Origin of the sequence: Iodidimonas sp. SYSU 1G8, assembly GCF_039655775.1 — a bacterium.
In the GTDB taxonomy this organism is placed as follows: domain Bacteria; phylum Pseudomonadota; class Alphaproteobacteria; order SMXS01; family SMXS01; genus RI-34.
In genome coordinates, this window is sequence record NZ_JBBYXJ010000002.1 from 43,832 (window position 1) to 68,792 (window position 24,961).

Consider the following 24,961-nt stretch of genomic DNA (forward strand, 5'->3'; position numbering starts at 1 on the left):
ACCGCGCCTCAGTTCAGGTCGCGCCGGAGCGTCGCCAGCAGTTTCTCCGCCTGTTGCTTCATGGCGGCCTCGGGCGCGAGCGCGAGGCACGCCTCGGCGGCCTCGCGGGCGCCCTTCAGCTGCCCGGATTGCATCTGAATTGCGGCGCTTTCGAGCCAAAGCTGTGGCTCAGCCGGGGCGATGAGGAGCATGCGGCGCATGATCTGGAGGCCCCGCTCGGCCTTGCCGCCCTGCAGCGCGCGGCCCCTGATGTTGTTCAGCAGCCGCAGCAGGATCGCCCGGTCGGGCATGGGCTCGTAATATTTCGGCTCCAGCTCGGCCTCCGGCCCCACATAGGTCTTGAGCAGCTGGCGCAGCGCGGGCGGCTCGACGGTCACGCCGGCATGGAACGGGTCGAGGATCACCCGGTCCGCCTCGCCGTCCAGGCGAAAGACGAAATGGCCCGGAAAATCAAGGCCCCAGGCCGGCCAGCCGGCCCGGCGGGCGGTTTCGATGTAGAGGATGGCGAGCGCGACGGGCAACCCCTTGCGCCGGTCGATCACCGCCATCAGGTCGGCGTTGACCATGTCGTCATAGGTCTCGCGGTCGCCGCCATAACCATGATCGATATGGATCATCGAGGACAGCGCGTCCGCCCGGTCGGCGGCGGCGGGAACGACCTTTCCGGCCAGCGGCGCGGCCAGATCGTCCAGATGGCGCAGATATGGCTCGACCTCGCGGCCCGGATGATCGAGCGCGGCAAGGCGCAGCGCCGCTTCCGCGAGCGGCATGGTCTCATCCTGCGCCGCGCCGATCTCGCGCAGCCTTTCCTCGTGCTCGGCTGGGCTCATTCGGCGGCTCTCGCGGCCTCCGCCGGCTCGAACGCCAGCCGCAACTGCTTGAGGCCGCGCAGGATGAAGTTGGCGTGATGCGCCCTGGTGTCGGCCTCACTGACCAGCCGAATGTTGTCGAGCCGGCGCAGCAGCGTCTTGAAGCCCAGGAACATCTCTTCCCGCGCCAGCATGGCGCCGACACAGAAGTGGACACCCACGCCGAAGCCGATCTGGGCGCCCGCGTTGCGGCGGCACACGTCGAGCGCATCGGGATTCTCGAACACCCGCTCGTCCCGGTTGGCGGCCGCCCACCGCAGATTGACCAGCGCCCCGGCGGGGATTTCGGTGCCGCCCAGCACCGTGTCGCGGGTGGTCACCCGGAACAGGCCGGCCACTGGCGCTTCCAGACGCAGCACCTCCTCGCAGAACGTCCGCATGGTCTTGTCGTCGCCCGCCCGGAGCAGCGCCAGCTGATCCGGGTTCTCGATCAGCAGCACCATGCCGGCGGCCAGCGCGTTGGTGGTGGTCTCGTTGCCCGCCACCAGCAATTGCTGGATGATGGACAGCAGTTCCGAACCGTTGAGCGGCCGGCCGTCTTCCAGCCGGGCGGCGACGAGATCGCCGAGAATATCGTCCTTGGGCGCATGCCGGCGCTCCTCGATCCGCTCGAGGAAATACTTCTGGAACTCGATCACCAGCCGGGCACGAGCCAGCTCGGCGTCCTTGCCGATGTCGAGGCCGATGGGGACCGAGGCGTCGGACCAGTCCTTGAACTTCTGCATGTCCGAACGCGGCACGCCGAGCTGGTCGGCGATGATGTAGATGGGCAGCTTGATGGCGAAGTCGGCGACGAATTCCACCTCGCCGTCAGCAATGAAACCGTCGATCAGTTCATCGACGATCTGCTGGATGTAGCCTTGCATTCCGCGCACCCGTCCTGCCGTGAACGCGCGATTGACGAGGCTCCGGTAGCGGGTATGCTCGGGCGGATCGGCGGAAATCAGCGTGCTGGCGAAGGGCACGCCTTCCTGCTGGAACAGCGCGGCGACCTCGGGGTGGCCGCCAGCGGACGAGGCCTGGTTGATCTGGCTGGAGAACGTCGCGGTGTCACGAACCGCTTCCATGACCAGATCATAGCGGCTGACGACCCAGAAACCGGTCTGCGGCATGCGATAGACAGGCGCCTGCTCGCGCAGTGTACGATAGGCCGGAAACGGGCATTCGAGCGTGTCCGAATCGACAAGATTGATGCTCGCAAGGTCGGTCATCGCGCCGTCTCCCTGGTGGCGTTCCGCCGTCAAACGGGGCCGAAGTGTAGCGCGGCGGCGGCGCGGCGGATAGATAAACTGGTTGCCCGCCCTTGGGAAAAAAGGTAAGTAATGCTGATATAAATCGGCGGTTCACGCCGAGACGATGGCGCAGGATTGCCGGGAGTTCTGCAGCCCCTTTCCACCGGACGGAGCCTCGGCCACCGTCCTCTGGGCCTTGGGGCTTTGTATCCTTCCGGCGAATCGGTACTCTTAACGGCCTTTAAGAAAAGACCGGAGAACGCCCGTGACCCCGTAAGACGGCCACGTGGTGTTTTCGCGGCCTGAAGGGAGACACCCCAAGATGTCGAAGCCAGACAGGGACTTCATTTTGCCCGGACCGCCAAAGGCGCAGGGGCTTTACGATCCGCAGCAGGAACATGATGCCTGCGGCATCGGCTTTGTCGCGAACATCAAGGGCAAGAAGAGCCACGAGATCGTGCAGCAGGGCCTGCAGATCCTGCTGAACCTGGATCACCGCGGCGCCGTGGGCGCGGACCCGAAGGCCGGTGACGGCGCGGGCATCCTGATCCAGGTGCCGGATGCGTTCATGCGCACCGAAGCGGGCAAGCTCGACATTACCCTGCCAAAGGCCGGCCATTATGGCGTCGGCGTCATCTTCCTGCCGCGCGACGAAGCGTTGCAGCAGCAGATCATGGCGCATGTGGAAGCGGCTTCCGTCCAGGAAGGGCAGCGCTTTCTCGGCTGGCGCGACGTGCCGGTCGACAATTCCGACTTCTCCGAAGCGCTGAAGCAGACCGAACCGGTCATCAAGCAGTTCTTCATCGGCCGCGGCGCCGCCGTGCTGGACGACGATGCCTTCGAGCGCAAGCTGTACATCCTGCGCAAGGTGGTCTCGTCCGCCGTTCAGGGCATGGGCGACGAGGTCTACGACTGGTACTACATCCCGTCGCTGTCCTCGCGCACGGTGCTGTACAAGGGCATCCTGCTGGCGACCCAGGTCGGCCAGTACTATGTGGATTTGCAGAACCCGCTGATGGAATCGGCGCTGGCGCTCGTCCACCAGCGCTTTTCCACCAACACCTTCCCGTCCTGGAAGCTGGCGCACCCGTTCCGGTTCATCTGCCACAATGGCGAGATCAACACGGTGCGGGGCAACATCAACTGGATGAACGCGCGCCGCGACGCGCTGCGCTCGGAAGTCTATGGCGAGGACCTGGAAAAGCTCTGGCCGCTGATTCCGGAAGGCCAGTCGGATTCGGCCGATTTCGACAACGCGCTCGAGCTGCTGGTGCATGGCGGCTATTCCATGGCACACGCCATGATGATGCTGATCCCGGAAGCCTGGGCCGGCAACCCGCTGATGGACGACCAGCGCCGCGCCTTCTACGAATATCATGCCGCGCTGATGGAGCCGTGGGACGGCCCCGCCGCCGTGGCCTTCACCGACGGCCGCCAGATCGGCGCCACGCTGGACCGCAACGGTCTGCGTCCCGCCCGGTATGTGATTACCGATGATGACGTGGTCATCCTCGCCTCGGAAGCCGGCGTTCTGCCGGTGCCGGAGAGCAAGATCGTCCGGAAGTGGCGGCTGCAGCCGGGCAAGATGCTGCTGATCGACACGATCGAGGGCCGCATCATCGACGACGAGGAAATCAAGGCGCAGCTGGCCTCGGCCAAGCCATACCAGAAGCTGCTCGATGCCGCGCAGATCCAGCTCGAGCAGCTACCCGAGCGCAACGGCCTCGACGAGCCGGCCACCACCGTGCCGCTGCTGAAGCAGCAGCAGGCCTTCGGCTATACCCAGGAGGACCTGCGTGTCCTGTTGGCGCCGATGGCGCTGACCGGCCAGGAAGCCATCGGCTCCATGGGCAACGACACGCCGATCCCGGCGCTGTCGAACCAGCCCAAGCCGCTCTACAGCTATTTCAAGCAGCGCTTCGCCCAGGTGACCAACCCGCCGATCGACCCGATCCGCGAGGAACTGGTCATGTCGCTGACCTCGTTCATCGGTCCGCGCCCGAACCTGCTCGGCCTTGGCGCCGGCGGCCACAAGCGGCTGGAAGTGCACCAGCCGATCCTGACCAATGCCGACCTGGAGAAGATCCGCCACATCGGTGACGTCGCCAGCAATCCGTTCCATACCATCACCATCGACGCCACCTTCCCGGCCGCCGACGGCCCCGAAGGACTGAAGACGGCGCTGGACCGCATCTGCCAGGAAGCGGAAGCCGGCGTGATGGCTGATTACAACATCGTCATCCTGTCCGACCGGGCGGTCAGCCAGGACCGGATTCCGATCCCGGCCCTGCTGGCGACCTCGGCCGTGCACCACCACCTGATCGACAAGGGCCTGCGCACCGGCGCCGGCCTGGTCATCGAGACGGGCGAGGCGCGCGAGGTGCATCATTTCTGCCTGCTTGCGGGCTATGGCGCCGAGGCCATCAATCCGTGGCTGGCCTTCGACACCATCGTCAACATGCTGCCGCATCTGGACGAAGCCATCTCCGAGAAGTACGCCATCGAGCGTTTCATCAAGGCGATTTCCAAGGGCATCCTCAAGGTCATGTCCAAGATGGGCATCTCGACCTACCAGTCCTATTGCGGCGCCCAGATCTTCGACGCCGTCGGCCTGTCGACCCAGTTCGTCCACGACTATTTCTACGGCACGCCGACCCGCATTGAGGGCGCCGGCCTGCCGGAGATTTCCGAGGAAACCGTGCGCCGCCACCAGCTGGCGTTCGGCAACTCGCCGGTCTATCGCAACCAGCTGGACGTAGGCGGCGACTATGCCTACCGAATCCGCGGCGAGGATCATCTGTGGACACCGGGCACGGTCAGCGCCCTGCAGCATGCGGTGCGCGGCAACAGCCAGGAGCGCTACCGCGAGTTCGCCGCCCAGATCAACGAACAGGGCGAGCGCCTGTTGACGCCGCGCGGCCTGTTCGTCCTGAAGCCGGCGGGCGAGCCCGTGCCGCTCGATGAAGTCGAGCCCGCGAGCGACATCGTCAAGCGGTTCGCCACGGGCGCCATGTCGTTCGGATCGATCAGCCGCGAGGCGCACACCACGCTCGCCATCGCCATGAACAGGATCGGCGGCAAGTCGAACACCGGCGAAGGCGGCGAGGAGCCGGACCGCTTCGTGCCCATGGCCAATGGCGATTCCATGCGCTCGGCCATCAAGCAGGTGGCATCCGGCCGCTTTGGCGTGACCGCCGAATACCTGGTCAATGCCGACGACATCCAGATCAAGATGGCCCAGGGCGCCAAGCCCGGCGAGGGCGGTCAGCTGCCCGGCCACAAGGTCGACGAGATCATCGCCAAGGTGCGGCATTCCACGCCGGGCGTCGGCCTGATTTCGCCGCCGCCGCATCACGACATCTATTCCATCGAGGATCTGGCCCAGCTGATCTTCGACCTGAAGAACGTCAACCCGTCCGCCCGGGTCAGCGTCAAGCTGGTGTCGGAAGTGGGCGTGGGCACGGTCGCGGCCGGCGTTTCGAAGGCGAAGGCCGATCACGTCACCATTTCAGGCTATGAGGGCGGCACCGGCGCCAGCCCGCTGACCTCGCTGAAGCATGCGGGTTCGCCCTGGGAAATCGGCCTGGCCGAGACCCAGCAGACCCTGGTGCTGAACCGTCTGCGCGGCCGCATTTCGGTGCAGGTCGATGGCGGATTGCGCACGGGACGCGATGTCGTCGTGGGCGCGCTGCTCGGCGCCGACGAATTCGGCTTCGCCACCGCGCCGCTGATCGCCGCCGGCTGCATCATGATGCGCAAGTGCCACCTGAACACCTGCCCGGTCGGCGTGGCCACCCAGGACCCGGACCTGCGCAAGAAGTTCACCGGCCAGCCCGAGCACGTCATCAACTACTTCTTCTTCGTCGCCGAGGAAGTGCGCGAGCTGATGGCCAGCATGGGTTTCCGCAAGCTGGACGACATGATCGGCCGCGTCGACCTGCTCGACATGCGCAAGGCGCACGATCACTGGAAGGCCAAGGGTCTGGACTTCACCCGGCTGTTCCACAAGCCCGACATGGACGACAGCGTCGCCATCCGGCACGTGGAAAGCCAGAAGCACGGCATCTGGGATATTCCCGACCGCGCGCTGATCGAGCAGGCCCAGCCCGCTCTGGTCAACGGCACGCCGGTGCAGATCGAGATCCCGGTCCGCAACGTCAACCGCACCGTCGGCGCCATGCTGTCGGGCGAAGTGGCCAAGCGCTATGGTCATGGCGGCCTGCCCGAGGACACGATCAGCGTGAAGCTGACCGGCACCGCTGGCCAGAGCTTCGGCGCCTTCCTGGCGCGCGGCGTCTCGTTCGAGCTGTCGGGCGAAGGCAACGACTATGTGGGCAAGGGCCTCAGCGGCGGCCGGATCGTCATCTATCCGCACCATGAGAGCAAGTTCGCCGCGCCCGAGAGCATCATCGTCGGCAACACGGTGCTGTACGGGGCCATTTCCGGCGAATGCTATTTCCGGGGTGTCGCCGGCGAGCGTTTCGCGGTCCGTAACTCGGGCGCCACCGCCGTCGTCGAGGGCGTCGGCGATCATGGTTGCGAGTACATGACCGGCGGCGTCGTCGTGGTCATCGGCCAGACCGGCCGTAACTTCGCGGCGGGCATGTCGGGCGGCATCGCCTATGTGCTGGACGAGGCCGGCGATTTCGAGCGCCGCTGCAACATGGCCATGGTCGAGATCGCGCCGCTGCCGGCCGAGGACGACATGATGAACCGGGTCCTGCACCTGCAGGGCGACCTGGAGAATCACGGCATCGTCGAGCTGGACCACGACATGACCCGCTTCGACGCCGAGCGCCTGTGCCTGCTGCTGAAGAAGCACGTGCACTACACGAACAGCGACCGGGCGCGGGAAATCCTGGAAAACTGGGCCGAGTATCTGCCCAAGTTCATCAAGGTCATGCCGGTCGACTACCGCATGGCGCTGGAGCAATTGCAGGCCAAGCGCAAGGTACAGCGCGCCATGGCCGCGAACGCCGGAGGACATTGAGATGGGCAAGCCAACCGGTTTCAAGGAATTCGACCGCGCCGACCGCAAGTACGCGCCGGTCGAGGAACGGGTAAAGCACTATAAGGACTTCGTCATCCCGCTGCCGCCGGAAGAGCTGAACAAACAGTCGGCGCGCTGCATGGATTGCGGCATTCCGTTCTGTCACAATGGCTGTCCGGTGAACAACATCATCCCGGACTTCAACGACCTGGTGTACCGGAACGAGTGGCAGGAAGCGTTCATCACGCTGGATTCCACCAACAATTTCCCGGAGTTCACCGGCCGCATCTGCCCCGCCCCGTGCGAGGCGGCCTGCACGCTGAACATCGACGACAAGCCGGTCACCATCAAGACCATCGAATGCGCCATCATCGACCGCGCCTTCCAGGAAGGCTGGGTCGAGCCACGCCCGGCGCCCTACCGCACGGGCAAGAGCGTGGCCATCGTCGGCTCGGGTCCGGCGGGCATGGCGGCGGCGCAACAACTGGCGCGCGTCGGCCATGACGTGACCCTGTTCGAGAAGAACCGCAAGGTCGGTGGCCTGCTCCGCTATGGCATTCCCGACTTCAAGATGGAAAAGCACATCATCGACCGCCGCGTCGAGCAGATGCAGGCCGAAGGCGTCGTGTTCCAGACCGGCGTGCATATCGGCGTCGACATGGATGCGCAGGAGTTGCTCGGCAAGTTCGACGCCGTGCTGCTGACCGGCGGCGCGGAAAAGGCGCGCGACCTGCCCGTTCCCGGCCGCGAGCTGGACGGCATCGAGTTCGCCATGGACTTCCTGCCCCAGCAGAACCGCCGCGTGGGCGGCGAGCCGGTCGGCAACGTTAAGGAAATCGTCGCCACGGGCAAGCATGTGGTCGTGATCGGCGGCGGCGACACCGGCTCGGACTGCATTGGCACCAGTTTCCGCCAGGGCGCTCTGTCGGTGACCCAGATCGAGATCATGCCGCAGCCGCCGGAGCGCGAGAACAAGCCGCTGGTGTGGCCGAACTGGCCCATGAAAATGCGCACTTCTTCCTCGCAGGCCGAAGGCGCCGCGCGCGACTTCGCCGTGAACACGGTGAGCTTCGAGGGCGTCAATGGCCGCGTCACGGGCCTGAACTGCGTCCGCGTCGACGAGCGCATGCAGCCGATCCCGGGGAGCGAGTTCCAGATTCCCGCCGATCTGGTGCTGCTGGCCATGGGCTTCGTCAGCCCGGTCCACGAGGGCATGATCAATCAGCTGGGCCTGAACCTGGACGGCCGGGGCAACGTGGCGGCGGATACAATCCGCTACCAGAGCTCGCTGGACAAGGTGTTCACCGCCGGCGACATGCGGCGCGGCCAGTCGCTGGTGGTCTGGGCGATCCGCGAAGGCCGTCAGGCCGCCCGCGCCGTCGATCTGTACCTGATGGGCACGACCGAGCTGCCCCGCTGATCCGCCATGGATGAAGGCCAGCGCGCCGACCTGGTCCGCGCCTGCCGCGACATGCTCGCGGACGGCGCGGAAAATGAGGAGGTGCTGGCCATCCTTCGCGGCGGCGCCCATGACTTCGCCGACGCGCGCGGCCTCGTGGCGCTGGTGTTCGGCATCGGCGCCGAAGCCGCCCACGAGATGATCGCCGACAGCGCCACCTGGCAAGACCGCCGCGAACCCCTGCTCGATACCGGCAGCCTGCTCGACGATTTCCGCCGCGGCGACTGAAAGGTCCGCGCAACACGGTGGCGCGCCAACCGCCCCCTACCCCTCAAGGGGGGGATTGTGCCCGCCCCGAAACGCCCGTTACACTTCCCGCCGAACCTGGGGAGAGACGGCATGAGCGGGAACACCTTCAATTACGACAGCGTCAAGGGCTACACCCTGGACGAGGACGCCGAGCGCCAGCTGATCGAGGCGCAGAACGAATGCACCTTCATGTGGTCGACCAAGGAAGGCTGGCCCGTCGGCGTCATCATGTCCTATGTGTTCCACGAGGGCTGTTTCTGGCTGAGCGTGTCCTCGCTGCGGGTGCGGGTGCAGGCGGTGGAGCGCGACCCGCGCGTGTCCATTTCCATCACCGGCAAGGGCGTCGACGTGCCCGGCGGCCGCAGCCTGACCTACAAGGGCACCTGCGAGGTGCTGCGCGACCGCGAGACCATCGACTGGTTCCTGCCCGCCCTCGCCAAGCGCCTGCGCTGGGGCGACGAAGAGGCGCAGAAACTGTTCGTGAAGCTGAACGACACGCCGAACCGCCGGGTGCTGAAAGTGACCCCGGTCAAGCGCATCGGCTATGACGGCCAGAAGATGCGCAAGGCGACGGAAGAGGCGGTGGCGGCGGGGAAAGAGATCGGGCCGAGCTGATTATGTGACGATGTTTGATTCACGTACGCTATTTATCATCGGTGCCGGCGCAAGCGCGGAAGTTAATCTCCCTATAGGTGATGACCTCACGAAACGAATTGCGAAGCTCTTAACGTTTCAGTTTGATGGATTCCAAAAAACCTCAGGCGATGAACTCATCTACCGAGCGCTTCAGCAGCATATTTCCTCAACTAGACGCCATGATGCTGATCAACTACTAAATTCATGCTTGAGAATAAGCCGGGCAATGCCATTAGCATCTTCTATAGACTCATATTTAGACAGCAGCCCAGATGATACAAACATGATATTTTGTGGAAAGCTAGGAATTGCTCGTTCCATTTTGGACGCTGAACGAACTAGCAAGTTATTCTTTGGCGCGAACCAGGCGTCTCTTGATTTTAGAGCCCTGTCAGAAACATGGTATAATAAGATATTCAAAATATTATGCAGAGGCGTTAGCCTCAAAAATATAGACTATATATTTGATAATGTTTCGATGATAGTGTTCAACTACGATAGATGCATAGAACATTTTATCAAAAACTCTTTATCCACGTACTTCAACCTTAAGCCAGAACGTGCTGAAGAGATCACCAAAACATTACATATAATTCACCCGTATGGAACTGTTGGAGAATTACCTTGGAAATCTAAAGAGAGATCTATTTCGTTTGGGGCCACCCCTAGCCCAGAAGATTTAATTAACATCTCTAACAAATTATATACATTTAGTGAGAGCTTTGAAAAAATTACACTAAAAAAAATTATATCAGACACTGTCGATGAATCTGATACCGTGGTATTCCTCGGCTTCGGATTTCACCGTCAGAATATGGATTTAATTGACAAGAAATCCACGCGCGAAATTAAAAAGATATTTGGGACACTAAAGGGTTCGTCCGAGAGTGACAAATTGGTTGTTTCTCAATTAGTTTCTGAAAGCTTCAATATAAACGAGCCTGAATCGAAGATTCATTTACGAACAGACCTTACTTGTAACGAATTATTCCAAGAATATTCTCTTAGCTTAGGATAAGGTCACACCCGCACCATCACCTTGCCCTTGTTCGACCCGTCGAACAACCGGTGATAGGCCTTCAGCGTGTTCTCCAGGCCGTCGACCAGTTCCACGTTGTAGGTGAACTTGCCGTCGCGGTGCCACGCCATGAGCTGGCGTTCGATCTCGCCGCACTTGTCGAACCAGTCGGGCGAGAAGAAGCCCTGCACGGTGGCGCGTTTCATCAGCAGCTGGTCGAAATTGCTGGGGCCGGGGCGTTTTTCCGTGTCGGCATATTGCGAAACCAGGCCGCAGATGGCGATGCGGGCATACATGGCCATGTGGCCCATGATGGTGTCGAGCACCTGCCCGCCCACATTGTCGAAATAGACATCCACGCCATCGGGGCACAGCACGTTCAGCTCGTGCGACAGGTTCTGCTGGCGGTAGTTGATGGCGTGATCGAAACCCAGTTCCTCGGTCAGCCAGCGGCATTTTTCCTCGCGGCTGGTGAGGCCGATCACCCGGCAGCCCAGATTGCGCGCCACCTGCCCGGCCAGCGAGCCCGTGGCGCCCGCCGCCGCCGAGATCACCACGGTTTCGCCCGCCTTCGCCTTGCCCACGTCGGCGATGCCCACATAGGCGGTCCAGCCATTGGGGCCGCCCATGGCCAGATAGGCCGGCAGGTCGATGTCGTCTTCCACCGGCAGTTTCTGGAACAGGCCGGAATGCTCGTCGGCCACGGAGTAGTCCGCCCAGTGGCCGAAGGTGCGCAGCCGGTCGCCCACGGCGAAGTCGGCGCGCTTCGACTCCACCACCTCGCCGATCATCATGCCGGCCATGGGCGTGCCGATCACCACCGGCGGCTGGTAGGCATCGGTGCGCGGGCCCATCCACATGCGGGTGCCGGCATCCATGGAGAGGTAGAGCGACTTGACCAGCACCTGCCCGTCCCGAATCTGAGGAATGTTGCCATGTTCATGGAATTCCAGCGCGCTTTCGAAATCGTCGCCCTCGGGACGGCGCGCGAGCACCCAGTTGCGGTTGGTGTTGCCGGTCATGGACTTCCCCTTTTCATTGGGGTCAGCCTAGCATGGCGGGCAGTTGCGCGACACCTGCCGCGCCGCTAGCGTGGCGTGGGTGGCAACCGAGGGGGAGCAGCGGATGAGACAGCCAGCCGGCGCGGTGATCGCGGCATTCCTCGCGGGTGTGCTGCTGGCGGCGCCCGCGCGCGCCGACGAGGCGAGCGAGCTGCACGCGCGGCTGCTGACGCTGGACACCCATATCGACATTCCCGCAGGCTACGCCACGCCCAAACACGATCCCGGCGCGGCCAGCGACATGCAGGTGGACCTGCCCAAGATGAAAGCGGGCGGCCTGGATGCCGGGTTCTTCATCGTCTATGTGGGCCAGGGGCCGGAAACGCCGGAGGGCTATGCCGAGGCCTACCGGCAGGCGGTGGAGAAGTTCGACGCCATCCGGCGGCAGACCGAGCAATATCCCGACCGGATCGGACTGGCGACCTCGCCGGATGAACTGGAGCGCATCGTCGGCTCGGGGCGGCTGGCGGCGTGCATCGGCGTCGAGAACCTGTATCCGGCGGGACCGGGCGCCGGGCGGATCGCGGAGTTCCATGCGCGCGGCGCCCGCTACATGTCGCTGACCCATTCGGGCGACAATCATCTGGCCGACAGCGCCAATCTGCAGGGGCGGCTGGAGGAGGCATCGGCGCACACCCATGGCGGCCTGACGGCCGCGGGCCGCGCCGCCATCGCCGAGATGAACCGGCTGGGCGTGATGGTCGACGTGTCGCACGCCTCGGAGGAAACGACCCTGCAGGCCATCGACGCGTCGGCCGCGCCGGTGATCGCCTCGCATTCGGCGCTGTCCGGCGTGTACGACATTCCGCGCAATCTGAGCGACCGGGCGCTGCTGGCGCTGGCGGCGAAGGGCGGTGTGGTGCAGGTGGTCGCCTTCGACAGCTATCTGCGGGTGCCGAAGCCCGAGAAGGTGGCCGCCATCAAGGCGCTGCGCGAGGAGCTGGGCCTGACCAGTCCGGCCGCGTGGAAGGCGATCACGCCGGAACAGCGCACGGCCTACATGGAGCGGCTGAAGGCATTGCATGCGACGTATGGCCGCGCCGGCGTCGCCGATCTCGTCGATCACATCGATCACGCGGTGGCGCTCGCCGGGATCGAGCATGTGGGTATCGCCTCGGATTTCGGTGGCGGCGGCGGCATCGACGGCTGGGAGGATGCCTCTGAAACCGCCAACGTCACCCGCGAGCTGCTGAAGCGCGGCTACTCGGAGGGCGATATCGGCAAGCTGTGGAGCGGCAATCTGCTGCGCGTCTGGCGGGCGGCCGAGGCGGCCGCGCGGTAGCGAGCCTCAACCTCCCGCGCCGCCGCTCCGGTCTCGCTCAGGCCGCGTTCCGTGTGGCGTTTTCGCCATCTGTATTCGGGTCGCCTTCGCGGCCCTTCCCTTCGCCTTGCGCCTTCTCGCCCGGCGGCATGAAGGTTTCCGGCACGTCGAACGGGACTTTTTCCAGGTACACCGACTGACTGGGGAAGGCGAAAGCACTGCCAGCGCCCTCGACGATTTCCTTGATCCGGTAGGCCAGCTCTTCCTTGATCTTCAGCCAGTCGCCCCAATTGGTGGTCTTCGTGAAGCAGTACAGCATGATGTCGATGCTGGAGGCGTTGAAAGCATCCACATGCACGAAGGTCGAGACTTCGTCGCGGCCGGCGAACTCCTCGTTGCCGACGACATACTCTTCGATCGCCGAGCAGATTTCGCGCAGCTGTTCTGTCGTGGCGCCGTATTCCACGCCGATCTTCCAATAGATCCGGCGATGGGTCATGCGGCTGAAATTGGTCACAGCATTGTCCGACAGCTTGGCGTTCGGCACGAAAACCGGTGCCTTGTCGAAACGCCGGATGAAGGTGGAGCGGAAGCCGATGGACTCCACCGTGCCCTCGACGACGCCATCCACCAGCACCCATTCGCCGGGCGCGAAGCGCTTTTCCACCAGGATGAGCACGCCGGCGATGAGGTTCTTGAACAGATCCTGCGCGCCGAGGGCCACCGCGACGCCGAACAGGCCGAGACCGGCGAGCAGCGGGCCGACCTCGATGCCCCACATCTGCAGGATCACCGCGCCGCCGATGAAGGCGACGATCACCTTGAGCGCCTTGACGATCCACTGCACCGTGGCTTCGCCGAGCATGCCGTTCAGCCGCTCGAACACCTGGCTGAGCGGCGTGACCGCCCGGAAGATCGCCCAGAAAATAGTGAAGGCGACAAGTGACCGGACCAGCGTGACCAGCGTGTCCCAATAGTCCGGGTCCATGTCCAGCGAGCGGAACGCCAGATAGATGCCCAAGATGACGGGAACGAGGCGCAGGGGCGGGTCGATCGCGTCCAGCACCAGATCGTCGAACTGACCGCGTGTCCGCTGGGTGAGCACCCGGAGATTGGAGATGACGAGACGCGCGAACAGACGGCGGACGATAATGGCGAGAACCAGAATGCCCAAGGCGATCAATATCTGTCCGACAGTGGCGCCGAACAGCCCCTCGTTCCAGACATCCTGAACAATTTCCCAGAATTCTCTTAGTTCAACCATCAATCATTCCCGCCAGTGAATCAGCTGGCAAACCCTAGACGCCCGATTGCATTGACCGCAACCCTCGCGGGCCGAAAGTTTTACAATACGGCATCCCGCTATTGCTGTGGCGGAAGACCGCCGATTATTCGCTTACAGGACGCAGATCAGGCCGTGTCGCCGGTCGATCCGGACCATCGTCCGGTACGGCGGCCGGACGGGCGGGCATCTTTTCCACATAGAGAGACTGGGATGGAAAGGCGAAGCCGGCGCCGGCCGCTTCGACGATGTCCATGATCGCGAGCAGGAGCTCCTCCTTCGTGACTTCGAAGTCACGCGCCCGCGCCGTCTTGGTGAAACACTGGACGTTGATGTCGATGCTCGAGGTATTCAGCGCGTCGATCCGAACGACCACGTCAGCCTCGGGCGGCACCGCGAAATCATCGTTACCGGTGATATAGGCCTCGATCTCGCTCCGGATGCGGCGAAGCTGGGCGGCGCTCGTGCGGTAGTCGAGACCGAGCACCCAGTTGATCCGCAAATGATTCCGCCGGCTGAGATTGACCACGGCGTTATCCGCCATCTGCGTGTTCGGCACATAGACGGGCGCCCGGTCGCCCCGGCGGATGAAGGTCGAGCGGAAGCCGATGGATTCCACCGACCCTTCGACCCCGTTGACGCTGACCGCTTCGCCCTTGGAGAAGCGCTTTTCGGTAAGGATCGCCATCCCCGCGATGAGGTTCTTGAACAGGTCCTGCGCGCCCAGGGCCACCGCGACGCCGAACAGGCCCAGACCGGCGAGCAGCGGGCCAACGGCGATGCCCCACATTTCCAGGATGATGGCGCCGCCAATAAAGGCGACGACGATCCGCACCGCCTTCACCAGCCAGTCGAGGGTTTCGGCACCCAGCACGGTACGCAGGGGCGAGGCGGCCTGGCTCACCGGCGTGACCGCCCGGAAAATCGCCCAGAAAATGGCGAAAGCGACGAGCGAGCGGATAATGGTCTCAGCCGTGCGCCAGTACACGGGCGCGGGCTCGAGGAAACGGAACGCCAGATAAAGACCGAGGATGACTGGCAGCAGTCTGAGTGGCGGCGCGATCGCATCGATCACCATGTCGTCCAGCCGATTCTGGGTCCGGGCGGTCAGCCGGCTGAGATTGGCAACCACGAAGCGGGAAAACAGGCCGCGTACCATCACGGCGACGACGACGATGAAGATGGCGATGAGGATGTCGCCCACCGTGGTGCCGAACAAACCCCTGTTCCACACATCCACCGTCAAATCCCAGAAACCTTGCATGCCGTCCATCTATCGCATCCACGCCGTTGGAAACGCGTCATCAACGCGGGAGCGCCGAAAGAGTGCGCGGCGCAGCGAGATTCCCGCTGTGAACCCGTGATCTAGCCGCAGCGGGCTACCGTATCAACAACGTACAGAGACGAGGCATGGATGACACAGGCAGCCGCACCGACTACGATCGGGCAGCCGCGCACCCAGTGGCGGCGAGCAGCGAGAAACAGGGGTATGCAACAGAGGACCGTCTCGTCCCCTGAAATGACCAATCGACTCGAAGCGCTGGTGGAACGCGTTGCCCAGCAGCGCGACCGCACGGCCTTCGTCCAGCTGTTCGAGCATTTCGCTCCCCGCCTGAAGGCGTTCATGCTCCGCGGCGGGGCCGATGCCGAGACGGCGGAAGAGATCGCGCAGGAAGCCATGATCGTGGTGTGGAACAAGGCGGCACAGTTCGACCGCACCCGCGCCGCTCTGTCGACCTGGATCTTCACCATTGCCCGCAACAAGCGGATCGACATGCTGCGCCGGGAAATCCGCCCGGATATCGACCCGCTGGACATGCCCGGGCCGGAAGCCGGTTCCGACGCCGCCGACGTGGTGGCGCTGGATCAGGCGGCGACCGACTTGCGCGGCTCCATCGCGCAATTGCCGGAGGAACAGCGCCAGGTGCTGCAGCTGGCGTTCTTCGAGGACAAATCGCACGGCGCCATATCCGCCGAACTCAACCTGCCGCTGGGTACCGTCAAATCGCGTATCCGGCTGGCGCTCGCGCGTCTGCGCGGCATGATGGGAGACCACACCCCTTGAGCGCTACCCTGGAGCAGGACAGCTTGCTGCTCGATTACGCGAGCGGCGCGTTGCCGGAAGGCCCGGCATTGGCAGTGGCCACACAGCTCGCCCTCGATTCCGAGGCGCGGGCCCGCTACCGCGCGCTGGAAGCCGCCGGCGGCATGCTGTTCGACCAGCTGGAACCGGAATCCGTCTCTGCCACCTTGCTGACGGACACGCTCACACGCCTCGACGATACCGACGGCCTGCTGACGGTGCCCGCTCCCATGCCCGACGCGCAGACCCGCCGGGTGCTGCCGGCGCCGCTGTGGCGGTATGTTCCGGAAAGCCTGGACCGGCTGGCATGGACCCGCTGGGGCAAGAACGTACAGGAAGCGGTTCTGCCGCTGGGCAACCGTGACCATCGGGCGGTGATCCTGCGCATCCAGCCCGGCCACGCGGTGCCGCACCACACCCATGGCGGCGTTGAATACACGGTGGTGCTGTCGGGCGGGTTTCGCGACGAAGGCGGCCATTATGGCCGAGGCGACATCCAGATCTGCGACGGCAGCGTCCGGCACCAGCCCGTCGCCGACATGGGCGAGGAATGCATCTGCCTGGCGGTGCTGAGCGCGCCGATCAAGGTCAGCGGCCTGCTGGGCACGCTGGTCAACCCGTTCCTGAAATTCTGAACCCGCCGCGAGATCATTGACGGCGCCGCCTCCCGGGCGGCGCCGTTTGTCGTCATTCACGGATCAGGCCGACCTGCATCACATCGATGGTGTTGGCGCGAAAGCCGCCTTCGCAATAGGCCAGGTAGTAGCGCCACAGCCGCCGGAAGCGGTCGTCGAGCCCGTCGAACCGCAAGCGGTCCGCCGCGATCTCGAACCGTTCGCGCCACAGCCGCAGCGTGCGCGCATAGTGGTCGGCGTAGAACGCCTCGTTGAGCACGGTCAGGCCCGCCTTGCCGACCTGCTCGCGGAACGCGCTGATCGACGGCAGCATGCCGCCCGGAAAGATGTGGGTCTGGATGAAGTCCGGCCGGCGGCGATAGCGGTCATAGGCATCCTCGCTGATGGTGATGACCTGGAGCGCGGCACGGCCGCCGGGACGCACGGTTTGCGCGATCTTGCCGAAGAAGGTGGGCCAGTACTTCTCGCCGACCGCCTCGAACATCTCGATCGACACCAGATGATCGTAATGACCGGTGACGTCACGGTAGTCGATGAGCTGCACCGAGACCTGGTTGCCGAGGCCGGCGCGCTGCACCCGCTCGCTCGCGAAACGGAACTGCTCCTCGGAGATGGTGATCGAGGTGACGTCGACGCCGCGCTCACGCGCCGCGAATTCGGCGAATCCGCCCCAGCCACAGCCGATCTCGAGAATGCGCTCGCCCGGTTTTGGGTCGATCATGTCCAGCAGCCGCCGGTACTTGTGGCGCTGCGCCTCTTCAAGAGTGGTGTCCTCGGTAGGAAACACACCGGAGGAATAGGTCATCGTGTCGTCGAGCCAGGACGTATAGAAGGCATTGCCCAGATCGTAATGGGCGGCGATGTTGCGCCGACTGCCCTTGCGCGAATTGGGCCGCATGGCGTGCGCCAGACGCTGCAGCGCCTGGGAGAGCCGGTGGCCCTGAACCTCGCGCCGCGTGCCCAGACGGTTGCGGGCGGCCAGTTCGATCAGCGCGGCCAGATCGGCGGTCTCCCAATGACCCTCCACATAGGAGTCGGCGAACCCCACGCTGCCTTCGGCGAACAGACGGCGCAGCGCGTTCCAGTCGCGGAACTGAATGTCGGCCGCGGGACCGGGCACCGCGCCGCTGATCGTCCGCCGCTCGCCCGATGGCAGCTCGATACTCAGCGTGCCCGTTTCCAGATGGCGTTCGGCGAACCCGAAGACCTGGGCCTCGCCGACGCGGCCCAGCAGGCGACCGACCCCGCCCAGCGCCAGCTTGGGCAAGCCGAGACCCCGGGCGGCGATACGCCCGATCGGCCTATCCTCTGGCGGCATAAAGTGGTTCATCGACGTCCCCCGCCACCTGTTCGCCCGTAACCTTCGTTCCCGGCGGCGGCGGGTGCCGGAAGACACGGGCTCCCTTGCGCCACAGCCTGAATGCCTCCCAGTGGATGCCCCCGATGATTTTGAGCGTCATCAGGGGATGCCGGAAGAACATCCGCATCAGTATGCCATCGGTCAGCGGCTTGCGCACGCCCGACAACGCGGCGAACAGGATGTTGCCTTCCGGCGTGGCCTCGCGAATCGCCACGGCCAGCGCCTCGCCTGGATCCGCGAGCCGGAAATGATAGCGCGCCTCCATGCCGATGAACGGCGAGACATACATGTTCTTGTCGCAGGCCTGGCGCACGGAGCCGGAATCGCCCGTCACCGGCAGCAGATAGCTGTGCCGGTCCCTGTAGGTATTGGTGACTTCATAGAGTATGGCACGCAAGACGCCCGAAACGTCGCGCACGTAGTAGATGCTGAGCGGATTGAACACGTAGCCGAGGATGCGCGGGAAGCATAGCAGATCGACGGTCCCGACCGGAAAGTCGTAGCCCTGCGCGCGCAGGGTCCGTTCCACCCAGACGCGGGGCGCCGTGCCGTCGCCGGGACCGAAATCGGCATCGCGGAAACTGAACAGGTTGAAGCGGTTGCGCGAGAACAGGCGAAGGCCGCTGGACAGCCGGTCCAGTTCGTCCACATCAAGCAGCAACGAGAAGACCTTGTAGGTGAAGCGGTGCCGGAACGGCCGGACCCGGTGATGCATCACCACGGCGTCATAAAGGGCGGACCGCATGGCCGTGCTCACGCGACGGCGGCTTCTGTGGCCGGCGCGGTGGACCAGGGAAGGGCGGCGCCCAGAGCGACGCCCACGTCGAGGCCCGACGTGAAGGCGTCTTCGTGGAAGCCGTAGCCGAAATAACTGCCGCAATACCAGATCCGGTCGGCACCCTGGATTTCCGGCAGACGCTTTTGCGCCGCCAGCGCCTTGGCGTCGAAGGAGGGGTGATCGTAGGAGAGCCGCGCGATCAGGCTCTCCGGGCGAGGCTCGTGCAGCGGGTTGAGAGTGACGAACAGCGGTACGCGGGAATCGATGGCCTGCAGGCGGTTCATCCAGTACGTGACGGAAAGCCGGCCTTCCACGTCCTCGGCGCCGCTGGAAAGATAGTTCCAGCTCGACCACACTTCGCGCCGGCGCGGCATCAGGCTCTCGTCGCTATGGAGGACGACCGTGTTGCGCTCGTAATCAAAGGCCCCCATCACCTCGCGCTCCAGCGCGGTCGGCGTCGCCAGCATGCGGTAGGACTGGTCGCCATGAGCCGCCAGAACCACCTGATCGTAGACAATGCCATCGTCCGCATCGGTCTTCACCATGACACCCGAGGCGTCCCGCGAGACGGTGCGCACCGGATGGCCGGAGCGGATGTCACCGGCGAAGTCGGCGAGGATGGCCTGAACATAGGATTGGCTGCCGCCGGTGACCGTGCGCCAGCGCGGCCGGCCCTTGAGAGTCAGCAGGCCATGCTGCTTGTAGAAGCGGATGAAGGTGGCGGCGGGGAAGTCCTCGATCTTGTGGACCGGCATGGACCAGATCGCGGCGGCCATCGGGTAAAGATGGTTGAACCGGAAATATTTCGAGTAACGCTGCCGGTCGAGAAGCTGGCCAAGGGTGATGTCCTCCAGGCCCTCGCGCTCGAGCAGTACCGGCATTTCCCGGTAGAAGCGCAGCAGATCCCAGACCATCCGCCAGTAGAGCGGCCGGGCCATGTTGCGGCGCTGGGCAAAGAGGCCTGACATGCCGGTGCCTGAATATTCCAAGCGCCCATCGCGGATCGACACGGCGAAGGACATGTCGCTTCCCGAGGTCTCGACCCCGAGATGCTCGAACATGGCGACGAGATTGGGGTAGTTGATCTCATTGTAGACGATGAAACCCGTATCCACCGGGACATCGCCGATGATGGTCGGAGCCACCATGGTGTGGCTGTGGCCGCCGAGCCGGGTGTCCGCCTCATAGAGCGTGACGCGGTGGCGCTTCGACAGGGTCCATGCCGCGCCCAGCCCGGCCGCGCCCGAGCCGATCACGGCGATGCGCTGCGCCGGCGTGGTTACCGGTTGCCGAAGCGGAATGATGTTTGGCTGGCCCGTCGTTGTCATATGTCTCAATTCAAAACCGAAGCGTTCTCGTTCATTTCGCCGAGCGCGGCCAAGGCCGCCTTGCGGGCCTCGCCATGATCGACAATCCGGTGCGGATAAGTTTGCCCAAGCCTCAACCCTATCGCCTCGCGGTCATACGCCATCATCGACCATGGTTCCGCCACGTGAGCCGCCGGAACATTGCCCAACTCCGGCACCCAGCGGCGGATATACCCGCCCTCGGGATCGAATTTTCGCGCCTGCAGCGCCGGGTTGAAAACCCGAAAATACGGTGCTGCATCAGTACCACAGCCGGCCACCCATTGCCAGTTGGACGAATTGGCGGCCGTGTCCGCGTCCACCAGCGTATCGAGGAACCAGGCCGCGCCGCGCCGCCAGTCGATGCGCAGATCCTTGACCAGAAAAGACGCGGCGATCATCCGCACGCGATTGTGCATGAAACCGGTATGCCAGAGTTCACGCATGCCGGCATCGACAATGGGATATCCGGTTTCGCCACGCTGCCACGCGCGCAGGCCCGCAGGATCGTCGCGCCAGGGAAAGTTCTCGAACTCGGCGCGCAGCGGACGATGGGTCATCTCCGGGCAGTGATGCAGCAGATGGCACGAGAATTCGCGCCAGCCGATTTCGCGCAGGAAGGTCGCCATGCCGGTGCTCCCTGCATCAGGATGATGCGTGGCGGCATGCCACACCTGGCGCGCGCTGATTTCGCCGAAATGCAGATGTGGCGAAAGGCGCGACGTACCGGGCTGAGCCGGCAGATCACGCGCGGTGTCATAGGCAGGAGCGGCGCGGTCGAGAAACGCCTCGAGCCGCGCCGCCGCCCCTGCCTCGCCGGGTGTCCATGTCTCGCGCAGCCCGCCCGCCCAGTCGGGCGCGCGGGGCAATAAGTCCCAGTCCTCCAGCCTGTCGCTGCCGGGCCACTCGCCAGGCGCGGCGATCGCGGCGGGCGCGTCGAGCGGGGCGGCGGGCGGCGGGGCGTTCAGGCAAGCCTTGTAGAAGGGCGTGAACACCCGATAGGGCGCGCCGCTGCCATTCAGGATCGTGCCGGGTGGAAACAGATGATTGCCCGCGAACAGCCTGAGCGGCACGCCGGCATCTGTCAGCAGCCGTTCCACGGCGCGCTGCCGGGGCTCGTGCGAGGCGCTGGCGACGATGCCGCCAGCCCCGGTCTCACGGAGCAGGTCCGGCATGATCCGGGCCGCGTTGCCGCGCCGCAGGACCAGCCGGGAGGCCAGCGCGCCCAGCGCGCCGGACAGCTGCGTCAGACTGTGATGGAGCCACCAGCGGCTCGCGGCGCCGGGCGCGGCGTGTCTGTTGCCTTCGTCCAGCACGAAGACCGGGATGACCGGACGTCCGGTGCGGGCGGCCGCCATCAGCGCCGGATGGTCCGCGAGGCGCAGATCCGACCGGAACCATAGGATGAGCGGCGACGATGTTGTCATGCTGGTTCTTACGCCCGCGCGGGCGCGGCGGATCAGGCCGCCTGGCCGGAAACCTTCAACTGATTCGCTCGAACTCGATCAGCGAGCCATCGGCCACGGCGACGAACTGCATCTTCACCAGTTCGCCGCTGTCGTCATACCAGAGGTCCATGTCGACCGGCTTGCCGGTCTCGGCGATGATCCCGGTCACCTTGTAGCGGTGCGCCTCGACGGGCTGGCCGACAGCCTCGACCTTTTCGGTGCCGAGCGGCGCCACGTCCACGTCGATGGGCGAGCCATACTGGGTATTGAACCAGCGCGGCTGATCCAGCATGCCCCGCTTCCAGTAGCTGGTCGGCGGCAGCGTGTCCGGCAGCACGCGCTGCTGGTCGTTCGTCCTGACCAGAAGCGCGTCTTCGCCCGAATGGGCCTCGACCTCCCACTTCTTGCCGTTTTGTTGGGTGGAGCTTTCAAAGGCGACGAGCCGGCCGCTGTCCCAGACCTCCAGCGCTTCGTGCTGGTAGCGGTAGACGGTGACGAACAGCAGGTCGACCTTGAGACTGACATCGACGCGGACCTCGAGCTTGTCGCCCTTCTCCACGAAGGTGAGCTTGTGGGTGCCGATGCGGTCACCCTTGCGGAACACGGCGAATTCAATGGTACCGTCTTGAGGAACCCCAGCTTCGCCAGCGAGGACTTCCGGCGCCGCGGGTGTGGCCATCGCCATCACCCCCAGCACAAGCGTCAGTGCGATGGGCCTCTTCCAGTGCATCCGGTGTCTCCCGAAAGCTCAACGTTCGAAGCTCTTACGGGTTCCCCCAAGGATTCGATCACCGCCACGCGGTCTCGTCCGCCCTTACCCGCGCCGAGAGGCTAGCACGGGGAACGACGACCCGAAAGCGGCGACGCGGTCAGGGCGCCGCGCGCATTCGCTCCGTCGTCCAGGCAACGGTCTGCCCAAGCGCGTCGTGCACCGCCTGATCGAACGCGGCAATGACAGCCGGCATTTCAGGGGATGTCGCCTGCACGGTCGTTTCGATGACCGTGCGGCCGGCGGACGCCAGCGGGCCCAGCCGAACGAGACTGATCGCCAGCCGCACGCGCACCGTGGGTGTCTGGGCGCCTTGGAAGTATTCGGCCTGGAAATCGCGCAGATTGACCTGCAGTTCGTACTGGGCGGGGACGACGGCGCCGCCGCGGGCTTGGCTCACGGCCTGACCCGCCCCCTCGAAGGTTTCGACCAGCGTGTTCTGGAGCATGACGGACGGACGTCCCGCCCAACGCGCCTCGGCGAAGAACTGCAATTCGTTGGGGGACGACCGCCGCGCGATGAGCGTGGTGTCGAGCCCGCCGGAAACGGTCGGGTCCTCGATCAGCAAAAGAGCTTCGGTCCCGGACGCGCCGACGGTGGACGGCGCGGTGAGGTTGTAGAGGCCCGGCGCCGGACCGGAATTGGGCAGCTTGACCAGACCGCCGCAGGCGGTGAGCAGGACCGGCATCAAGAGGGACAGCGCGGCGACGCCAAGGCGGCGCGTGAGACGGATCGGCATCATGGTTTGGGAGCCTCGATCTGGGGCGTCTTGGGCGGAAAGAGGAAATCGGTCGGGCTCTGCTCGATCCGCTCGAGCACCCGGTTGAGCGATGCCGCGGCGCGGCGCGCCTCGGTGGCGAACTGGCCGATCTCGGGCAAGGCGGTGCCGGTGAAATTGCTGACCGCGCCCCGGTTTTCAGCAATCATCTGGTTCAAATTGTCGCTGACCTGCTCGAAGTTCCTGGCCGCCTTGCGGATATCTGCCAACGCCGCGGGAACGTCCTGCGCGGTCATGGTCTCCACATTGGCGGCAACCCTGTTGACCCGTTCCATCGTGTCGCGGGCCTGGGCGATGGTGGCCTGCAGATCCGGTGTCATGGCGGCAACGCCGCCGCTGGTGGTTTCGACATTGTCGAGAATGCGCGAGACCTTGCCGATGTTCTCGTCGCTGATCAGCTTGTTCGCCTGGTCCAGCACCCTGATCGCCGAAGCGAGAACCTCGGGCGCGGTGCGGAACACGCCCTGCAGCCCGGTGATGCGCGACGGAATGATCGGGTATTCCTCGCCTTCCGGGGTCGAAAGCGGCTGGCCCGGCTTGTCGTCCTTGTCGTCGTTGATCAGCTGGACGAAGGACACGCCCGTGAAGCCCATGACCTCAAGCGTGGCGATGGTATCGGTGGTGACCGGCGTGTTCGAGAAAACGCGGATGGTGACCTTGACCCGGCTCGCCTTGCGCGGATCGACGGCGATCTGGCGCACCTCGCCCACCAGCAGGCCGTTGAAGCGCACCTCGCCCGCCTTGCCCAGACCGGTCACCGGCGTATCGAAGTAGATGTTGTAGTAGTTGTAGTCCTTGTCGATATCGACCTTGGCCGCCCAGAAAAAGAAGGCGATGAGGCCAACGAACATCATCAGGACGAAGCTGCCGATCAGGACGTGATGCGCACGGGTTTCCATGTTTATTCTCTATTGCTTTCCGAGACCCGCAGCGCGTGACCGGGGACCGTGGAAGTACTCTCGAATCCACGGATGGTCGCTCTGCAGCATGTCGTCCATCGTTCCCACCAATTTAACACGTTTGTCCGCGAGCACGGCAATCCGGTCGCAGATGGCGTTCAGCGAGTCCAGATCGTGGGTGATCATCACCACGGTCAGGCCGAGCGCGTCGTGCAGCTTGCGGATCAGTTCGTCGAACGCCGCCGCGCCGATCGGATCGAGCCCGGCCGTCGGCTCGTCGAGAAACAGGATATCCGGATCGAGCGCGATGGCGCGCGCGATACCGGCGCGCTTCTTCATGCCGCCCGACAGTTCCGAGGGATATTTCGGCGCCGCATCCGGCGGCAGGCCGACCATGCTGAGTTTCATGGAGGCCAGTTCGTCCATGAGAATCTGCGGCATGCCAGGGATGTGCTCGCGCAGCGGCACCTCGACGTTCTGCGCCACCGTCAACGCCGTGAACAGCGCGCCTTCCTGGAACAGAACGCCCCAGCGCCGTTCGATACGGCGCTGTTCCGAGTTGGTCAGGGACAGGAAGTCCTCGCCGAACACCCAGACCGAGCCGGCCTGCGCCTTGTTGAGGCCGATGATCGTGCGCATGAGCACGGATTTGCCCGTGCCGGAGCCGCCGACGATGCCGATCACCTCGCCCTTGCGGATATCCAGATCCAGATTCTCGATCACCGGCGACTTGCCGTCGAATCCGACCTCCAGCCCGCGAATGGAAATAGCGATGTTCTCGTCGTCCTTCATGTCGGAATCGACCATG

General features: G+C 64.4%; 21 protein-coding genes. 8 read left to right on the plus strand and 13 right to left on the minus strand.

What is annotated here, in order from left to right:
• Positions 1-8: 8 nt before the first annotated feature.
• Positions 9-830, minus strand: coding sequence for a transglutaminase-like domain-containing protein (locus tag WJU17_RS11175; RefSeq protein ID WP_346327478.1), 822 nt, complete (start codon positions 828-830; stop codon positions 9-11).
• Positions 827-2,080: a cytochrome P450 gene (locus WJU17_RS11180; protein WP_346327479.1), complete on the minus strand. Its 1,254-nt coding sequence runs from the start codon at positions 2,078-2,080 to the stop codon at positions 827-829. The genes WJU17_RS11175 and WJU17_RS11180 overlap by 4 nt, the downstream gene beginning before the upstream one ends.
• A 343-nt stretch (positions 2,081-2,423) precedes the next feature.
• On the opposite strand from WJU17_RS11180, the gene gltB reads away from it, so the two are divergent.
• The 5 genes from gltB (at position 2,424) to WJU17_RS11205 (ending at position 10,453) form a co-directional block, all read left to right on the plus strand.
• Positions 2,424-7,091, plus strand: coding sequence for a glutamate synthase large subunit (gene gltB / locus WJU17_RS11185; protein WP_346327480.1), 4,668 nt, complete (start codon positions 2,424-2,426; stop codon positions 7,089-7,091).
• A gap of 1 nt (position 7,092) precedes the next feature.
• Positions 7,093-8,511, plus strand: coding sequence for a glutamate synthase subunit beta (locus WJU17_RS11190; protein WP_346327481.1), 1,419 nt, complete (start codon positions 7,093-7,095; stop codon positions 8,509-8,511).
• Between the two features lie 6 nt (positions 8,512-8,517).
• The gene (locus tag WJU17_RS11195) at positions 8,518-8,778 is read left to right on the plus strand and encodes a hypothetical protein (protein WP_346327482.1); all 261 of its coding nucleotides are present in this window, start codon (positions 8,518-8,520) and stop codon (positions 8,776-8,778) included.
• Between the two features lie 111 nt (positions 8,779-8,889).
• A complete protein-coding gene (locus WJU17_RS11200) occupies positions 8,890-9,414 on the plus strand; it encodes a pyridoxamine 5'-phosphate oxidase family protein (RefSeq protein WP_346327483.1) in 525 nt (174 codons plus the stop codon).
• A 10-nt stretch (positions 9,415-9,424) separates the two neighbouring features.
• A complete protein-coding gene (locus WJU17_RS11205; RefSeq protein WP_346328939.1) occupies positions 9,425-10,453 on the plus strand; it encodes an SIR2 family protein in 1,029 nt (342 codons plus the stop codon).
• Between the two features lie 2 nt (positions 10,454-10,455).
• Here the strand turns inward: WJU17_RS11205 and WJU17_RS11210 are convergent, their stop codons facing one another.
• Positions 10,456-11,475 carry an NADP-dependent oxidoreductase gene (locus tag WJU17_RS11210; protein ID WP_346327484.1) on the minus strand — a complete coding sequence of 340 codons (1,020 nt, stop codon included), beginning with the start codon at positions 11,473-11,475 and terminating at the stop codon, positions 10,456-10,458.
• Between the two features lie 103 nt (positions 11,476-11,578).
• On the opposite strand from WJU17_RS11210, the gene WJU17_RS11215 reads away from it, so the two are divergent.
• Positions 11,579-12,796: a dipeptidase gene (locus WJU17_RS11215; protein WP_346327485.1), complete on the plus strand. Its 1,218-nt coding sequence runs from the start codon at positions 11,579-11,581 to the stop codon at positions 12,794-12,796.
• Positions 12,797-12,833: 37 nt separating this feature from the next.
• Here WJU17_RS11215 and WJU17_RS11220 read toward each other — a convergent pair whose 3' ends face one another.
• Positions 12,834-14,039 (minus strand): mechanosensitive ion channel family protein, encoded by a 1,206-nt coding sequence (locus WJU17_RS11220; RefSeq protein ID WP_346327486.1) that lies wholly within the window; start codon positions 14,037-14,039, stop codon positions 12,834-12,836.
• Between the two features lie 124 nt (positions 14,040-14,163).
• Positions 14,164-15,330 (minus strand): mechanosensitive ion channel family protein, encoded by a 1,167-nt coding sequence (locus WJU17_RS11225; protein ID WP_346327487.1) that lies wholly within the window; start codon positions 15,328-15,330, stop codon positions 14,164-14,166.
• A 216-nt stretch (positions 15,331-15,546) separates the two neighbouring features.
• Between WJU17_RS11225 and WJU17_RS11230 the strand changes: the two genes are divergently transcribed.
• Both WJU17_RS11230 and WJU17_RS11235 read left to right on the plus strand, forming a co-directional pair.
• Positions 15,547-16,122 carry a sigma-70 family RNA polymerase sigma factor gene (locus tag WJU17_RS11230; protein WP_346327488.1) on the plus strand — a complete coding sequence of 192 codons (576 nt, stop codon included), beginning with the start codon at positions 15,547-15,549 and terminating at the stop codon, positions 16,120-16,122.
• Positions 16,119-16,775 carry a ChrR family anti-sigma-E factor gene (locus WJU17_RS11235; RefSeq protein ID WP_346327489.1) on the plus strand — a complete coding sequence of 219 codons (657 nt, stop codon included), beginning with the start codon at positions 16,119-16,121 and terminating at the stop codon, positions 16,773-16,775. Before WJU17_RS11230 ends, WJU17_RS11235 begins: the two co-directional genes overlap by 4 nt.
• 52 nt (positions 16,776-16,827) lie before the next feature.
• Here the strand turns inward: WJU17_RS11235 and WJU17_RS11240 are convergent, their stop codons facing one another.
• The 8 genes from WJU17_RS11240 to WJU17_RS11275 form a co-directional block, all read right to left on the minus strand.
• Positions 16,828-18,105 carry a cyclopropane-fatty-acyl-phospholipid synthase family protein gene (locus tag WJU17_RS11240; protein ID WP_346327490.1) on the minus strand — a complete coding sequence of 426 codons (1,278 nt, stop codon included), beginning with the start codon at positions 18,103-18,105 and terminating at the stop codon, positions 16,828-16,830.
• Positions 18,077-18,880, minus strand: coding sequence for a DUF1365 domain-containing protein (locus tag WJU17_RS11245; RefSeq protein WP_346327491.1), 804 nt, complete (start codon positions 18,878-18,880; stop codon positions 18,077-18,079). The genes WJU17_RS11240 and WJU17_RS11245 overlap by 29 nt, the downstream gene beginning before the upstream one ends.
• 8 nt (positions 18,881-18,888) lie before the next feature.
• Positions 18,889-20,241, minus strand: a complete 1,353-nt coding sequence (locus tag WJU17_RS11250) for an FAD-dependent oxidoreductase (RefSeq protein WP_346327492.1) — start codon at positions 20,239-20,241, stop codon at positions 18,889-18,891.
• Positions 20,242-20,246: 5 nt separating this feature from the next.
• A complete protein-coding gene (locus tag WJU17_RS11255) occupies positions 20,247-21,686 on the minus strand; it encodes a deoxyribodipyrimidine photo-lyase (protein WP_346327493.1) in 1,440 nt (479 codons plus the stop codon).
• Positions 21,687-21,741: 55 nt separating this feature from the next.
• Entirely contained in the window at positions 21,742-22,437 is a 696-nt protein-coding gene (locus WJU17_RS11260) for a DUF6134 family protein (protein WP_346327494.1), read from the minus strand.
• A 139-nt stretch (positions 22,438-22,576) separates the two neighbouring features.
• A complete protein-coding gene (locus WJU17_RS11265) occupies positions 22,577-23,218 on the minus strand; it encodes an ABC-type transport auxiliary lipoprotein family protein (protein WP_346327495.1) in 642 nt (213 codons plus the stop codon).
• Entirely contained in the window at positions 23,215-24,153 is a 939-nt protein-coding gene (locus WJU17_RS11270; protein ID WP_346327496.1) for an MlaD family protein, read from the minus strand. Before WJU17_RS11270 ends, WJU17_RS11265 begins: the two co-directional genes overlap by 4 nt.
• 9 nt (positions 24,154-24,162) lie before the next feature.
• Positions 24,163-24,960: an ABC transporter ATP-binding protein gene (locus WJU17_RS11275; RefSeq protein ID WP_346327497.1), complete on the minus strand. Its 798-nt coding sequence runs from the start codon at positions 24,958-24,960 to the stop codon at positions 24,163-24,165.
• Between the last annotated feature and the right edge of the window lies 1 nt (position 24,961).